Source organism: Enterobacter sp. ECC-249, assembly GCF_043965265.1.
Lineage (GTDB): Bacteria > Pseudomonadota > Gammaproteobacteria > Enterobacterales > Enterobacteriaceae > Enterobacter > Enterobacter quasiroggenkampii.
Map to the genome: position 1 here is coordinate 1195558 of NZ_CP143660.1, position 13728 is coordinate 1209285.

Consider the following 13728-nt stretch of genomic DNA (forward strand, 5'->3'; position numbering starts at 1 on the left):
CCATGACGTGGCGCGTTGAAGGATGCCTGGTTAGCATAAGTTAATTAGACTTTGACGTGGCAAGACGCTGCAATTGACGAAAAAACAATGAGGAAGAGCTTGTGGAAAAAGCCAAACGGGTGGTCTGGCGTCTGCTGGCTGCCAGCGTATGCGTAATGGCGGTAAGCCAGGCGGTGCATGCCGATTCACTGGATGAACAACGCAGTCGATACGCTCAGATTAAACAGGCGTGGGACAACAAGCAGATGGATACCGTGCAGGCTCTGATGCCGACGCTAAAGGATTATCCGCTGTATCCGTATCTCGAGTATCGCCAGATCGCGGACGATCTCATGAATCAGCCCACGGTCACCGTGAATAACTTCATTCAGGCGAACCCAACCCTGCCGCCAGCCCGAAATCTCCAGTCTCGTTTTGTGAATGAGCTGGCGCGTCGCGAAGACTGGCGCGGACTGCTGGCGTTTAGCCCTGAAAAGCCGAATACCACTGAAGCCCAGTGTAACTATTACTACGCTAAATGGGCGACCGGCCAGCAGGAAGAGGCCTGGGCCGGGGCGAAAGAGCTCTGGCTGACCGGGAAAAACCAGCCGAACGCCTGTGATTCCCTGTTTGGCGCGTGGCGTGCTTCCGGCAAGCAGGACCCGCTGTCCTACCTTGAGCGCATCCGCCTGGCGATGAAGGCCGGCAACACGCGGCTGGTGACCACGCTGGCGGGGCAGATGCCGTCCGATTACCAGACGATCTCCACCGCGGTTATCTCGCTGGCAAACGATCCCAACAGCGTGCTGACCTTTGCCCGCAGCACGGGCGCGACCGATTTTACCCGCCAGATGGCGGCGGTGGCCTTTGCCAGCGTGGCGCGTGACGATGTGGAAAACGCGCGGCTGATGATCCCGCAGCTGGTGCAGGCGCAGCAGCTTAATGAGGAGCAAACCCAGGAGCTGCGCGACATTGTGGCGTGGCGACTGATGGGCACCGATTTGACCGATGAGCAGGCGCGCTGGCGTGACGATGCCATTATGCGTTCGAATTCCACGTCGCTGGTGGAACGCCGCGTGCGCATGGCGCTGGGCACGGGCGATCGCCGTGGGCTCAATACCTGGCTCGCGCGCTTGCCGATGGAGGCCAAAGAGAAAGACGAATGGCGCTACTGGCAGGCCGACCTGCTGATGGAGCGCGGTCGAGATGATGAGGCCAAAGAGATCCTCCATACGCTGATGCAGCAGCGCGGGTTTTACCCGATGGCAGCCGCACAGCGCCTGGGCGAGGAGTACACCTTCCGCATTGATAAGGCGCCCGCTAACGCGAACCCGGCGCTGACGCAGGGGCCAGAAATGGCGCGCGTTCGCGAGCTGATGTACTGGAATATGGATAACACCGCGCGCAGCGAATGGGCGAATCTGGTGACCAGCCGCACCACCGACGAAAAAGCCCAGCTTGCCCGCTATGCGTTTGATAATCACTGGTGGGATCTCAGCGTGCAGGCGACGATCGCCGGCAAGCTCTGGGATCATCTGGAAGAGCGTTTCCCGCTGGCGTACAAAGATCTGTTCGATCGCTATACCAGCGGCAAAGATATTTCGCAGAGCTACGCGATGGCGATTGCCCGTCAGGAGAGCGCATGGAACCCGAAAGTCCGTTCCCCGGTGGGCGCCAGCGGCCTGATGCAGATTATGCCGGGCACGGCGACGCACACGGTGAAGATGTTTAATATCCCTGGATACAGCAGCCCGTCACAGCTTCTCGATCCGGATACCAATATCAACATCGGTACCAGCTACCTCCAGTACGTGTATCAGCAGTTCGGCAATAACCGCATCTTCTCGTCGGCGGCATATAACGCGGGACCGGGTCGCGTGCGTACCTGGCTCGGCAACAGCGCCGGACGCATCGACGCCGTGGCGTTTGTCGAGAGCATTCCGTTCTCGGAAACGCGTGGATACGTGAAGAACGTGCTGGCCTATGATGCCTATTATCGCTACTTCATGGGGCAGAAAGATACCCTGATGAGCGATGCCGAGTGGCAGAGACGTTACTGATTGGCGTGGGTTGTGTTATGCTGTACTCGCTAAAGAGTACAAGAGGCAGCATAACATGACCCAGCATTCCCCGTATTCCTCGGCAATGGCCGAACAACGTCATCAGGAGTGGCTTCGTTTTGTGGAGCTGCTTCGCCAGTCTTACGAGCAGGATTTGCATTTACCCCTGATGCAGCTGATGCTCACGCCGGACGAGCGTGAGGCGCTGGGCACGCGCGTGCGCATCATTGAAGAGCTGCTGCGCGGCGAGATGAGCCAGCGCGAGCTGAAGAATGAGCTCGGCGCGGGCATCGCAACGATTACCCGCGGATCGAACAGCCTGAAGTCGGCGCCCGTCGAGCTGCGCCAGTGGCTGGAAGCGGTATTGTTGAAAAATACCTAACGATAAATCGCGTTATGGAACGGGCTTAACGCCAGGATCACGGCCTGGTGATAAACGCCTGAACGCGTCAGCGCGCCTGCGGTAAAGACGCCAATCGCCCCTTCTTTACGGCCAATCTCATCGATGCCGGTGTACTGTGACATCACCGGCCCGAGCGCTTCACCCGCACGGACTTTTTCCAGAATGATCTCCGGCAGCGGCAGGGTGGCCGAGCGCGCTTCACCGCGCTGCTCGCGGCTTTCAATCACCACCCAGCTAAAGGTTGCGCCTTCGTCGATACCGGCTTCAATCGCTACCCAAAAGTCAGCATCCGGTGCCGCGGCCTTAGCGTTTGCCACGCGATTTCGTGCGCCAGCGCGCGTTTCCTCGCTGCCAAACGGCTGTTCAGGTACGCCACTCTCGACGCCGATGGCCTCAATATGGCAGGATCCTGCGCCGAAGATCTCGTCAAATGCCCTTAGAATTGCCTGAATTTTGGCAGGATTAGTGGTAGCAGAGACAACATGGTGCATAATTAAGCTCGATTCAAAAAAAACTCATCGCAGTATAACGGAAAAAAAGCATGTTACAGGTATACCTTGTTCGCCACGGTGAAACGCAGTGGAACGCCGAGCGACGTATTCAAGGCCAGTCAGACAGTCCTCTCACCGAGAAGGGCGTGCAGCAAGCGTGGCAGGTGGCGGAACGCGCCAGAACGCTGGGCATTACCCACGTCATTACCAGCGATTTAGGTCGCACACAGCAGACGGCGCGCATCATCGCAGATGCCTGCGGCTGTGACGTCATGCTGGAGCCGCGCCTGCGCGAGCTGGATATGGGCGTGCTGGAAAAACGCCATATCGATACGCTGACGGAAACGGAAGAGGGCTGGCGCCGCACGCTGGTGAACGGTACCGAAGATGGCCGTATTCCTGAGGGCGAATCGATGCAGGAGCTCAGCGTACGCATGCATGCCGCTCTGGCGGAATGCCTGAAGCTTCCGGCGGGAAGCCGTCCGCTGCTGGTGAGTCATGGGATTGCGTTGGGATGCCTGGTGAGCACCATTCTTGGATTACCGGCTTACGCCGAGCGCCGCCTGCGTCTGCGCAATTGCTCCATTTCCCGGATTGATTATCAGGAAAGCGCGTGGCTGGCGTCAGGTTGGGTCGTGGAGATGGCAGGGGACATTTCGCACCTCGATGCCCCTGCGCTTGACGAACTGCAGCGTTAACGACGTATCGGAATCAAGAATTCCATACGCAGATTGATTGGGCCTTCTTCCGGTTTGGCATCCTGCGCCGGGTAGTAGCGCTCAATGTCCTGACCTTTACGGCGATTCAGATTCAGCATCGGCATGCAGGTCCCGTAAACGGTCAGGATGAACTCCTGAACTCCCGTTCCCAGCCCTTCATACGCGAACATCACGTATTCACCACCTTCCAGCACGACAGGCTTTGAACCCTGAATGTAGCCATTGGCCATATCTGGCGTCAGCGCGGTGGTGTAGAACACCTCCTGCTCGTCGTCTTTTTCCTGGCTTGGGTGCGTTTCGTTGAGACCATACAGGATCGGCGGTATCGCCGGCGCGTGGCTCAGGAAGTCGCGCCAGAACTGGACGCGCATCTGATGACGGAACTCAGAAATCTGCTCCAGTGAACAGGAGTAGCTCTGCGTCGTGCCGATCAGATGGGTTTCCGGCAGTGTAATGATGTCGTACTTCGGCATCGCGAATTCGCCCAGACGCAGCGGCGGACGCATGCCAAAGGAGCTCCAGTCAGGCGAGCGACGATAAAGCGCTGGCGTCAACGAGAACTGTTTTTTAAATGCGCGGGTGAAGGTCTGCTGTGAATCGAAACGATATTGCAGGGCAATATCCAGAATCGGCCGCGCGGTCAGGCGCAGTGCCACAGCAGATTTTGATAAACGACGTGCGCGAATATAGGCGCCGATAGCATGACCGGTGACATCCTTGAACATCCTTTGCAGATGCCACTTGGAATAGCCTGCTTTAGCCGCCACATTATCCAGTGACAAAGGCTGGTCGAGATGACCTTCCAGCCAGGTGAGCAGGTCGCGAATAATTCCAGCCTGATCCATATACTATCCTCATCCTTAAAACAGCATGTGCCTGATAACAGGTTAGCGGATAATAGCATTTTTTGATGTTTTAGCATTCAGTGTTTTTTTTGCGCATTCATGCTTTTTAGAGCACATTACAGGCAGATATATTCTAATCCTGTGATCTTGCTACATTTTTGTCTAAAGTGTTGAATAATCGCCCAGTGTAATTTTAAAGAATGGTAACAATATGAAATACAAGACTTTGATCTTCACCGCGTTGATGCTGATGGTCGGGCGCGCGGCGCAGGCAGAACAGATTGGCTCCGTCGATACCGTATTCAAAATGTTCGGCCCGGACCACAAAATCGTGGTGGAGGCGTTTGACGATCCGGACGTGAAAAACGTCACCTGCTACGTCAGCCGTGCGAAAACGGGCGGTATTAAAGGCGGGCTGGGACTGGCGGAAGATACCTCCGACGCGGCCATTTCCTGTCAGCAGGTGGGGCCGGTTGAGTTGAGCGATAAAATTAAAAACGGCAAAGCGCAGGGCGACGTGGTATTCCAGAAACGGACCTCGCTGGTGTTTAAAAAACTGCAGGTGGTGCGTTTCTATGATGCCAAACGCAACACCCTGGCGTACCTTGCCTACTCTGACAAAGTGGTGGAAGGCTCGCCGAAAAACGCGATCAGCGCGGTGCCGATTATGCCGTGGCGGGAATAAAAAAACGGCGCAAATGCGCCGTTTTTTAATGCGTTAACTGCGGGATTACTCCTGCAGGTCACCGCAGAAACGGTACCCTTCGCCGTGGATCGTGGCGATGATTTCCGGCGTATCTGGCGTAGATTCGAAGTGCTTACGAATACGACGGATGGTGACGTCTACGGTACGGTCGTGCGGCTTCAGCTCACGGCCGGTCATTTTTTTCAGCAGCTCTGCACGGGACTGGATCTTGCCCGGATTTTCGCAGAAGTGCAGCATCGCGCGGAATTCACTGCGCGGCAGTTTATACTGCTCACCGTTCGGGCTAATCAGCGAACGGCTATTGATATCAAGTTCCCAGCCGTTGAATTTGTAGCTGTCTACGCTACGACGCTCTTCGCTGACCGTGCCCAGATTCATGGTACGGGACAGCAGGTTGCGTGCACGAATGGTTAACTCGCGAGGATTGAACGGCTTAGTGATGTAATCATCCGCACCGATTTCCAGGCCAAGAATTTTATCAACTTCGTTATCGCGGCCCGTCAGGAACATTAACGCGACGTTCGCCTGCTCGCGCAGTTCGCGCGCCAGAAGAAGACCGTTTTTGCCCGGCAGGTTAATATCCATGATCACCAGGTTGATATCATTTTCAGAAAGGATCTGATGCATCTCTGCGCCATCGGTCGCTTCAAAGACATCGTAGCCTTCTGCTTCGAAAATGCTCTTTAACGTGTTGCGTGTTACCAACTCGTCTTCAACGATAAGAATGTGCGGGGTCTGCATGTTTGCTACCTAAATTGCCAACTAAATCGAAACAGGAAGTACAAAAGTCCCTGACCTGCCTGATGCATGTCGCAAATTAACATGATCGGCTTAACGTGACTAAAGTACGTAATTGCGTTCTTGATGCACTTTCCATCAACGTCAACAACATCATTAGCTTGGTCTTGGGTACTTTCCCTTTGGACCCGACAGTGTCAAAAACGGCTGTCATCCTAACCATTTTAACAGCAACATAACAGGCTAAGTGACACCAGACACCCAATAAAACTACGCTTCGTTGACATATATCAAGTTCAATTGTAGCACGTTAACAGTTTGATGAAATCATCGTAGCGGAATGCTAGCCTTTGTCACAATTTTTCAATAAACCAACTAGTTGCGGACATTGATTTATAAACGAAGCGAATCCAATCAGAATAGGGTATTCATATCGCCATTATCATTATAAAACATAGGGATAATAGTGTTCTGTTAACATTCTAACTGATTGTTCAGACAAGGAATAGTTTAGCGTTTTTAATTTATTATGAAACGCTATTTCGGTGATTTGTGTTGCAATTTTGTAAATTCGCGCTGCGTAATATGTTGAAGTGCATCACATTTTTACCGGCTAACTGATTATAAAGAGAGCATAAATGCATCTGTCGATTGTACTGGTTGCCCCAGCCAGAGCAGAAAATATAGGCGCAGCGGCGCGCGCCATGAAGACCATGGGTTTTACCGATTTGCGTATCGTGGACAGCACTGCGCACCTTGAGCCTGCTGCCCGTTGGGTGGCGCACGGATCGGGCGATATCCTCGATAATATAACCACTTACGCTACGCTTGCTGATGCGCTGCATGACATTTCGTTTACCGTTGCAACCACCGCGCGCAGCCGGGCGAAGTTCCATTACTATGCCACGCCAGCGGAGCTGGTGCCGATGCTGAGTGAGAAAAGCCAGTGGCTGGAGAAAGCGGCGCTGGTGTTTGGTCGCGAGGATTCCGGATTAACCAATGAAGAGCTGGAACTGGCGGACGTGCTGACGGGGGCACCGATGGTCGCGGATTATCCGTCCCTCAATTTAGGCCAGGCGGTCATGGTTTATTGCTATCAATTAGCATCCTTAATACAAATTCCCCCGTCGCAAAATACAGGAACCGATGAAAATCAGCTTGCCGCACTTCGCGCGCGCGTAGAAAACCTGCTCGTGCATCTGGGGGTGGCGGACGATCAAAAAATGGCTGACTGGCTGCAGCAGCGTTTAGGGCGTCTTGAGCAGCGGGACACCGCCATGCTGCATCGTTTGCTGCACGATATTGAAAAAAAATTGGCCGAGTAAAACACTGCCATAAGTTTTTACTATGGCGAATAAGTCTGTGCGGAAGGGTTGCATCTGGGCGAATCGGATGAAAATAAATCTGCACGCAGCGGGACGTGAGAGTCTTCCGAATTGTGATCAAATTAAAAATTCGTTGACTTAAGGTGCCCGATCCTTTAACCCTAAAAGAATACAGCACAGACAGATAATAATGACAGAGTACACAACATCCATGAAACGCATCAGCATCACCACCATTACTACAACCATCATCATTACCACAGGTAACGATGCGGGCTGACGCGTACAGGAAAAACAAAAAAAAGCCCGCACCTAGACAGTGCGGGCTTTTTTTTCGGCTAAAGGAAACGAGGTAGAACCATGCGAGTGTTGAAGTTCGGCGGTACATCAGTGGCAAATGCAGAACGTTTTCTGCGTGTTGCCGATATCCTGGAAAGCAACGCCAGGCAGGGGCAGGTTGCGACCGTGCTCTCTGCCCCGGCAAAAATCACGAACCATCTGGTGGCGATGATTGAAAAAACCATCGGTGGCCAGGATGCACTCCCGAACATCAGCGACGCAGAGCGCATCTTTGCTGACTTACTGCAAGGGCTGGCAGAGGCACTGCCTGGCTTCCCGCATGCCCAGCTGAAGTCCTTTGTTGAGCAGGAATTCGCACAAATTAAACACGTCCTGCACGGCATCAGCCTCCTCGGCCAGTGCCCTGACAGCATCAACGCGGCGCTGATTTGTCGCGGTGAAAAACTTTCTATCGCCATCATGGCAGGTGTGCTGGAAGCGCGCGGCCATAGCGTGACCGTGATCGATCCTGTTGAAAAACTGCTGGCGGTGGGCCACTACCTCGAATCCACCGTTGATATTGCCGAATCAACCCGCCGTATCGCCGCCAGCAAAATTCCGTCTGACCACATGATCCTGATGGCAGGCTTCACCGCCGGTAACGAGAAGGGCGAGCTGGTGGTGCTGGGCCGTAACGGTTCCGACTACTCCGCCGCCGTGCTGGCTGCCTGCTTACGCGCGGACTGTTGTGAGATCTGGACTGACGTCGATGGCGTCTATACCTGCGACCCGCGCCAGGTACCGGACGCCAGGCTGCTGAAGTCGATGTCGTACCAGGAAGCAATGGAGCTTTCCTACTTCGGCGCCAAAGTACTTCACCCGCGTACCATCTCCCCGATTGCCCAGTTCCAGATCCCTTGCCTGATTAAAAATACCGGTAACCCGCAGGTGCCGGGTACGCTGATTGGCTCGAGTACCGATGAGGACGGTCTGCCGGTGAAAGGCATCTCCAACCTCAACAACATGGCGATGTTCAGCGTCTCTGGTCCGGGGATGAAAGGGATGGTTGGCATGGCGGCGCGCGTCTTTGCTGCTATGTCCCGCAACGGTATCTCGGTGGTGCTGATTACCCAGTCTTCCTCCGAATACAGCATCAGCTTCTGCGTACCGCAGGCTGACTGCCTGCGCGCTCGCCGCGCGCTGGAGGAAGAGTTCTATCTGGAGCTGAAAGAAGAGCTGCTGGAGCCGCTCGCGATTCAGGAGCGTCTGGCGATCATCTCCGTGGTGGGTGACGGTATGCGCACCCTGCGCGGTATATCCGCCAAATTCTTTGCCGCGCTGGCGCGCGCCAATATCAATATCGTGGCGATTGCCCAGGGCTCGTCAGAGCGCTCTATCTCCGTGGTGGTGGATAACGACGATGCCACCACTGGCGTTCGCGTGGTTCACCAGATGCTGTTCAACACCGATCAGGTCATCGAGCTGTTCCTGATCGGCGTGGGCGGCGTGGGCGGTGCGCTTCTGGAGCAGGTGAAGCGCCAGCAGGCATGGCTGAAGAAGAAACACATCGACCTGCGCGTCTGCGGGATCGCGAATTCCAAAGCGCTGCTGACCAACGTCCACGGCCTGAACCTGGAAAACTGGGAGGCTGAGTTGAAAGAGGCAAAAGAGCCGTTCAATCTGGGCCGCCTGATCCGTCTGGTGAAAGAGTATCATCTGCTTAACCCGGTCATCGTCGACTGTACCTCGAATCAGGCGGTGGCCGACCAGTACGCCGATTTCCTGCGCGAAGGCTTCCACGTGGTGACGCCGAACAAAAAGGCCAACACCTCGTCGATGGATTACTATCACCAGCTGCGTCTGGCGGCGAGCAAGTCGCGCCGCAAGTTCCTGTACGACACCAACGTGGGGGCGGGTCTGCCGGTTATCGAAAACCTGCAGAACCTGCTTAACGCGGGTGACGAACTGCAGCGTTTCTCCGGCATTCTCTCCGGCTCGCTGTCGTTCATCTTCGGCAAGCTGGATGAGGGGATGAGCCTCTCTGAAGCCACCCGCGCCGCGCGCGAGCTGGGCTATACCGAGCCGGATCCACGTGACGACCTTTCCGGTATGGACGTGGCGCGCAAGCTGCTGATCCTCGCGCGCGAAACGGGCCGTGAGCTTGAGCTTTCCGATATCGTGATTGAACCGGTCCTGCCGGCAGAATTTGACAGCAGCGGTGATGTCGCTGCCTTTATGGCCCGTTTGCCGCAGCTTGACGACGCTTTTGCCGCGCGCGTTGCGAAAGCCCGTGATGAAGGTAAGGTATTGCGCTATGTTGGCAACATTGAAGAAGATGGCGTGTGCCGGGTGAAGATTGCCGAAGTGGACGGCAACGACCCGCTGTACAAAGTCAAAAACGGCGAAAACGCCCTCGCGTTTTACAGCCACTATTATCAGCCACTGCCGCTGGTGCTTCGCGGCTATGGCGCAGGGAACGATGTTACGGCGGCGGGTGTGTTTGCCGATCTGCTGCGTACCCTGTCATGGAAGTTAGGAGTTTAACATGGTCAAAGTCTATGCCCCGGCTTCCAGCGCCAATATGAGCGTCGGATTTGACGTGCTGGGTGCGGCGGTGACGCCGGTGGATGGTTCGCTGCTGGGCGATACGGTTACGGTGGAAGCGGCAGACAGCTTCAGCCTGAATAACGTGGGCCGCTTCGCCAGCAAGCTGCCGTCCGAGCCGCGCGAGAACATCGTCTATCAGTGCTGGGAACGCTTCTGTCAGGAGATCGGCAAAAACGTGCCGGTTGCCATGACGCTGGAAAAAAGTATGCCGATCGGCTCGGGTCTGGGTTCCAGCGCCTGCTCGGTGGTCGCCGCGCTGGTAGCGATGAACGAGCACTGCGGCAAGCCACTGAACAATAACCGCCTGCTGGGGTTAATGGGCGAGCTGGAAGGGCGCATCTCCGGCAGTATTCACTATGACAACGTGGCACCGTGCTTCCTCGGCGGCATGCAGCTGATGATCGAAGAAAATGGCATCATCAGCCAGCAGGTGCCAGGGTTTGATGAGTGGCTGTGGGTGCTGGCCTATCCGGGTATCAAGGTTTCAACCGCGGAAGCGCGTGCGATCCTGCCCGCGCAGTATCGTCGTCAGGACTGTATTGCCCACGGGCGTCATCTGGCGGGCTTTATCCACGCCTGCTACACCCGTCAGCCGCAGCTGGCGGCCAAACTGATGAAGGACGTCATTGCCGAGCCGTACCGCACGAAGCTGCTGCCCGGCTTTAACGAGGCGCGACAGGCATCGATGGATATCGGCGCGCAGGCGTGCGGCATTTCCGGCTCCGGCCCGACGCTGTTCGCCCTGTGCGACAAGCCTGACACCGCGCAGCGCGTGGCGGACTGGCTCTCTAAACTCTACCTGCAAAATCAGGAAGGCTTTGTTCATATTTGCCGTCTGGACACGGCTGGCGCACGAGTACTGGGATAATTAATGAAACTCTACAACCTTAAAGATCATAACGAGCAGGTCAGCTTCGCGCAGGCGGTGACTCAGGGACTGGGCAAAAATCAGGGGCTGTTTTTCCCTCATGACCTGCCGGAATTCCAGCTGACCGAGATTGATGACCTGCTGAAGCAGGATTTTGTCACCCGCAGCACCAAAATTCTGTCCGCGTTTATCGGCGATGAAATTCCGCAGGAGCTGCTGGAAGAGCGCGTACGCGCGGCATTCGCCTTCCCGGCGCCGGTTCAGCAGGTTGAGCCTGACGTCGGCTGTCTGGAGCTGTTCCACGGCCCGACCCTGGCGTTCAAAGACTTCGGCGGCCGCTTTATGGCGCAGATGCTGACCCACATCAGCGGCGACAAGCCGGTGACCATCCTGACCGCAACCTCCGGCGATACAGGCGCGGCGGTAGCCCACGCGTTCTACGGCCTGAAAAATGTCCGCGTGGTGATCCTCTATCCGAAAGGCAAAATCAGCCCGTTGCAGGAGAAACTGTTCTGCACCCTCGGCGGCAACATTGAAACCGTGGCAATTGACGGCGATTTCGATGCCTGCCAGGCGCTGGTGAAGCAGGCCTTCGACGACGAAGAGCTGAAGGTGGCGCTGGGTCTGAACTCCGCCAACTCCATCAACATCAGCCGTCTGCTGGCGCAGATCTGCTACTACTTCGAAGCGGTAGCGCAGCTGCCGCAGGAAGCGCGCAACCAGCTGGTGATCTCCGTGCCGAGCGGTAACTTCGGTGACCTGACGGCGGGCCTGTTGGCAAAATCTCTGGGTCTGCCGGTGAAACGCTTTATCGCGGCGACCAACGCCAACGACACCGTGCCGCGCTTCCTGAAAGACGGGAAGTGGGCGCCGAACGCCACGCAGGCGACGCTTTCTAACGCAATGGATGTATCCCAGCCGAACAACTGGCCGCGCGTGGAAGAGCTGTTCCGCCGTAAGATCTGGCGTCTGGGTGACCTGGGCTACGCCGCGGTGACGGATGAAACCACCAAAGCGACCATGCGCGAGCTGAAGGCGGTGGGGTATACCTCTGAACCGCACGCGGCGATTGCCTACCGCGCGCTGCGCGACCAGCTTAACCCGGGCGAATATGGCCTGTTCCTGGGAACCGCACATCCGGCGAAGTTTAAAGAGAGCGTTGAAGCGATCCTGGGCGAAACACTGCCGCTGCCGAAAGAGCTGGCCGAGCGCGCCGACCTGCCGCTGCTGTCCCATGAGCTGCCGGCGGACTTTGCCGCGCTGCGTAAGCTGATGATGACCCGCGCGTGATTTTTTGTCGGGTGGCGGCTACGCCTTACCCGACCTACAACGACGACAACGGCTCAGAACGTAGGCCGGGTAAGCGAAGCGCAACCCGGCTTTTTTTATGGAGAAATTAAGGAGAGAAATAGCAGGGAAAAAGCAGAAATTCCCAATAAATGCGGTCACTTAGCGTTTAGGATTGCAGAGAATAACATCCCCCGTTCCCCTCGCGTAATCTCCTTACATCGGCCCACGTTGGGCAAGAAGAATAAGGAGTCACCGATGTCTACACTGAAACCTGCACTCATCGCGCTTTCACTGGTGCTGGTCGCCCCCATGGCGGTTCAGGCATCTGAAATTACCCTCGTACCTGCAGTAAAACTGCAGATCGGCGACCAGGATAACAACGGGCATTACTGGGACGGCGGCCGCTGGCGCGACCATGACTGGTGGAAGGCGCACTATGACTGGCGTGATAACCACTGGCGTCCACATGATGAGCATCGTAAACATGACGATCGCCATGACGACCATCACCACGATGACCGCCGCGACGAACGCGGCCCGGACTGGAAACACCATTAATGCAAAACCCCGCCAGCTGGCGGGGTTTGTTTTTACTGCTCGTGGCGCTTAAACACCAGCTCGCCTTTCCCTGACGACGCTTCGTCAAAGAAATAGCCTTCGCTGTTGAAGGCGGTTAGTTGCTCCGGCTTCGTCAGGCGGTTCTGGATAATGTAGCGGCTCATCAGGCCGCGCGCTTTCTTGGCATAGAAGCTGATTACTTTGAACTTACCGTTCTTCTCGTCGAGAAAGACCGGCTTGATGATGTCGGCATCCAGCTTTTTCGGCTTCACCGACTTGTAGTATTCATCGGACGCCAGGTTAATCACTACCTTATCGCCCTGGGCGTGCAGCGCCGCATTCAGCTTATCTGTGATGATATCGCCCCAGAAATGGTACAGGTCTTTGCCTTTGGCATTTTCCAGGCGAATACCCATCTCCAGACGATACGGCTGCATCAGATCCAGCGGGCGCAGCACGCCGTACAGACCCGACAGCATGCGCAGATGCTGCTGGGCAAAATCGAAATCGGCTTCGCTAAAATCTTCCGCCTGCAGGCCGGTGTAGACATCACCTTTGAATGCGAGAATCGCCTGGCGAGCGTTAGCCGGGGTGAAATCCGGGTGCCACTCGTGAAAGCGGGTCGCGTTAAGATCGGCCAGCTTGTCGCTAATGCTCATCAGCGAGGCGATTTGCGGCGCAGAGAGCTTACGCGCTTCGCGGATCAGCTGTTGCGAGTAGTCCAGCAGTTCAGGCTGGGTATAGCGCTCGGTGGCGAGTGGGCTCTGGTAGTCGAGCGTTTTTGCAGGTGAAATCAGAATCAGCATATCCAGTCCTTGCAGGAAATTTAGAGCGACTTTAGCAAAAAATCGCCCTGAATT

At 55.9% G+C, this 13728-nt stretch carries 15 protein-coding genes and 1 other annotated feature; of the genes, 11 read left to right on the plus strand and 4 right to left on the minus strand.

Annotated elements, in window-relative coordinates; genetic code table 11:
- Positions 1–101 precede the first annotated feature (101 nt).
- Both sltY and trpR read left to right on the plus strand, forming a co-directional pair.
- The gene (sltY, locus tag V1587_RS05790) at positions 102–2039 is read left to right on the plus strand and encodes a murein transglycosylase (RefSeq protein WP_371899489.1); all 1938 of its coding nucleotides are present in this window, start codon (positions 102–104) and stop codon (positions 2037–2039) included.
- Positions 2040–2094: 55 nt separating this feature from the next.
- Positions 2095–2421 carry a trp operon repressor gene (gene trpR, locus V1587_RS05795; protein WP_047747961.1) on the plus strand — a complete coding sequence of 109 codons (327 nt, stop codon included), beginning with the start codon at positions 2095–2097 and terminating at the stop codon, positions 2419–2421.
- Here trpR and yjjX read toward each other — a convergent pair.
- Positions 2418–2933 (minus strand): inosine/xanthosine triphosphatase, encoded by a 516-nt coding sequence (gene yjjX / locus V1587_RS05800; protein ID WP_032649880.1) that lies wholly within the window; start codon positions 2931–2933, stop codon positions 2418–2420. The genes trpR and yjjX overlap by 4 nt on opposite strands.
- A 50-nt stretch (positions 2934–2983) precedes the next feature.
- Between yjjX and gpmB the strand changes: the two genes are divergently transcribed.
- Entirely contained in the window at positions 2984–3631 is a 648-nt protein-coding gene (gene gpmB, locus V1587_RS05805) for a 2,3-diphosphoglycerate-dependent phosphoglycerate mutase GpmB (protein WP_008502057.1), read from the plus strand.
- Here the strand turns inward: gpmB and robA are convergent.
- The gene (gene robA, locus V1587_RS05810; protein ID WP_371899490.1) at positions 3628–4497 is read right to left on the minus strand and encodes an MDR efflux pump AcrAB transcriptional activator RobA; all 870 of its coding nucleotides are present in this window, start codon (positions 4495–4497) and stop codon (positions 3628–3630) included. The genes gpmB and robA overlap by 4 nt on opposite strands.
- A gap of 211 nt (positions 4498–4708) precedes the next feature.
- Between robA and creA the strand changes: the two genes are divergently transcribed.
- Positions 4709–5182 (plus strand): protein CreA, encoded by a 474-nt coding sequence (gene creA / locus V1587_RS05815; RefSeq protein WP_045284830.1) that lies wholly within the window; start codon positions 4709–4711, stop codon positions 5180–5182.
- Positions 5183–5227: 45 nt separating this feature from the next.
- Here creA and arcA read toward each other — a convergent pair whose 3' ends face one another.
- Positions 5228–5944, minus strand: a complete 717-nt coding sequence (arcA, locus tag V1587_RS05820; protein ID WP_003856501.1) for a two-component system response regulator ArcA — start codon at positions 5942–5944, stop codon at positions 5228–5230.
- Between the two features lie 95 nt (positions 5945–6039).
- On the opposite strand from arcA, the gene yjjY reads away from it, so the two are divergent.
- The 7 genes from yjjY to V1587_RS05855 all read left to right on the plus strand — a co-directional run bounded on the left by yjjY (position 6040) and on the right by V1587_RS05855 (position 12868).
- A complete protein-coding gene (yjjY, locus tag V1587_RS05825; protein ID WP_085928893.1) occupies positions 6040–6180 on the plus strand; it encodes a protein YjjY in 141 nt (46 codons plus the stop codon).
- A 399-nt stretch (positions 6181–6579) separates the two neighbouring features.
- A complete protein-coding gene (locus V1587_RS05830) occupies positions 6580–7266 on the plus strand; it encodes a tRNA/rRNA methyltransferase (protein ID WP_045907754.1) in 687 nt (228 codons plus the stop codon).
- Between the two features lie 211 nt (positions 7267–7477).
- Positions 7478–7546, plus strand: coding sequence for a thr operon leader peptide (gene thrL / locus V1587_RS05835; protein WP_015572623.1), 69 nt, complete (start codon positions 7478–7480; stop codon positions 7544–7546).
- Positions 7485–7602 (plus strand) — a sequence feature (Thr leader region). (Overlaps the previous gene by 62 nt.)
- Positions 7603–7626: 24 nt before the next feature.
- A complete protein-coding gene (thrA, locus tag V1587_RS05840) occupies positions 7627–10089 on the plus strand; it encodes a bifunctional aspartate kinase/homoserine dehydrogenase I (RefSeq protein WP_371899492.1) in 2463 nt (820 codons plus the stop codon).
- A gap of 1 nt (position 10090) precedes the next feature.
- Positions 10091–11020 (plus strand): homoserine kinase, encoded by a 930-nt coding sequence (gene thrB, locus V1587_RS05845; RefSeq protein ID WP_371899493.1) that lies wholly within the window; start codon positions 10091–10093, stop codon positions 11018–11020.
- 3 nt (positions 11021–11023) lie between these two features.
- Positions 11024–12310 carry a threonine synthase gene (thrC, locus tag V1587_RS05850; protein WP_371899494.1) on the plus strand — a complete coding sequence of 429 codons (1287 nt, stop codon included), beginning with the start codon at positions 11024–11026 and terminating at the stop codon, positions 12308–12310.
- 255 nt (positions 12311–12565) lie between these two features.
- On the plus strand, positions 12566–12868 hold the full coding sequence (locus V1587_RS05855) for a DUF2502 domain-containing protein (protein ID WP_395314532.1): 303 nt from the start codon (positions 12566–12568) through the stop codon (positions 12866–12868).
- A 32-nt stretch (positions 12869–12900) separates the two neighbouring features.
- Here the strand turns inward: V1587_RS05855 and yaaA are convergent, their stop codons facing one another.
- Positions 12901–13674 (minus strand): peroxide stress protein YaaA, encoded by a 774-nt coding sequence (yaaA, locus tag V1587_RS05860; RefSeq protein ID WP_371899496.1) that lies wholly within the window; start codon positions 13672–13674, stop codon positions 12901–12903.
- Between the last annotated feature and the right edge of the window lie 54 nt (positions 13675–13728).

Bases quoted from the DNA above. Each gene is read 5' to 3' on its own strand.
- trpR (WP_047747961.1), top strand. From the start codon at position 2,095: ATGACCCAGCATTCCCCGTATTCCTCGGCAATGGCCGAACAACGTCAT.
- V1587_RS05830 (WP_045907754.1), top strand. From the start codon at position 6,580: ATGCATCTGTCGATTGTACTGGTTGCCCCAGCCAGAGCAGAAAATATA.
- V1587_RS05855 (WP_395314532.1), top strand. From the start codon at position 12,566: ATGTCTACACTGAAACCTGCACTCATCGCGCTTTCACTGGTGCTGGTC.
- yjjX (WP_032649880.1), bottom strand. From the start codon at position 2,933: ATGCACCATGTTGTCTCTGCTACCACTAATCCTGCCAAAATTCAGGCA.
- thrB (WP_371899493.1), top strand. From the start codon at position 10,091: ATGGTCAAAGTCTATGCCCCGGCTTCCAGCGCCAATATGAGCGTCGGA.
- creA (WP_045284830.1), top strand. From the start codon at position 4,709: ATGAAATACAAGACTTTGATCTTCACCGCGTTGATGCTGATGGTCGGG.
- thrA (WP_371899492.1), top strand. From the start codon at position 7,627: ATGCGAGTGTTGAAGTTCGGCGGTACATCAGTGGCAAATGCAGAACGT.
- arcA (WP_003856501.1), bottom strand. From the start codon at position 5,944: ATGCAGACCCCGCACATTCTTATCGTTGAAGACGAGTTGGTAACACGC.
- yaaA (WP_371899496.1), bottom strand. From the start codon at position 13,674: ATGCTGATTCTGATTTCACCTGCAAAAACGCTCGACTACCAGAGCCCA.
- thrC (WP_371899494.1), top strand. From the start codon at position 11,024: ATGAAACTCTACAACCTTAAAGATCATAACGAGCAGGTCAGCTTCGCG.
- robA (WP_371899490.1), bottom strand. From the start codon at position 4,497: ATGGATCAGGCTGGAATTATTCGCGACCTGCTCACCTGGCTGGAAGGT.
- gpmB (WP_008502057.1), top strand. From the start codon at position 2,984: ATGTTACAGGTATACCTTGTTCGCCACGGTGAAACGCAGTGGAACGCC.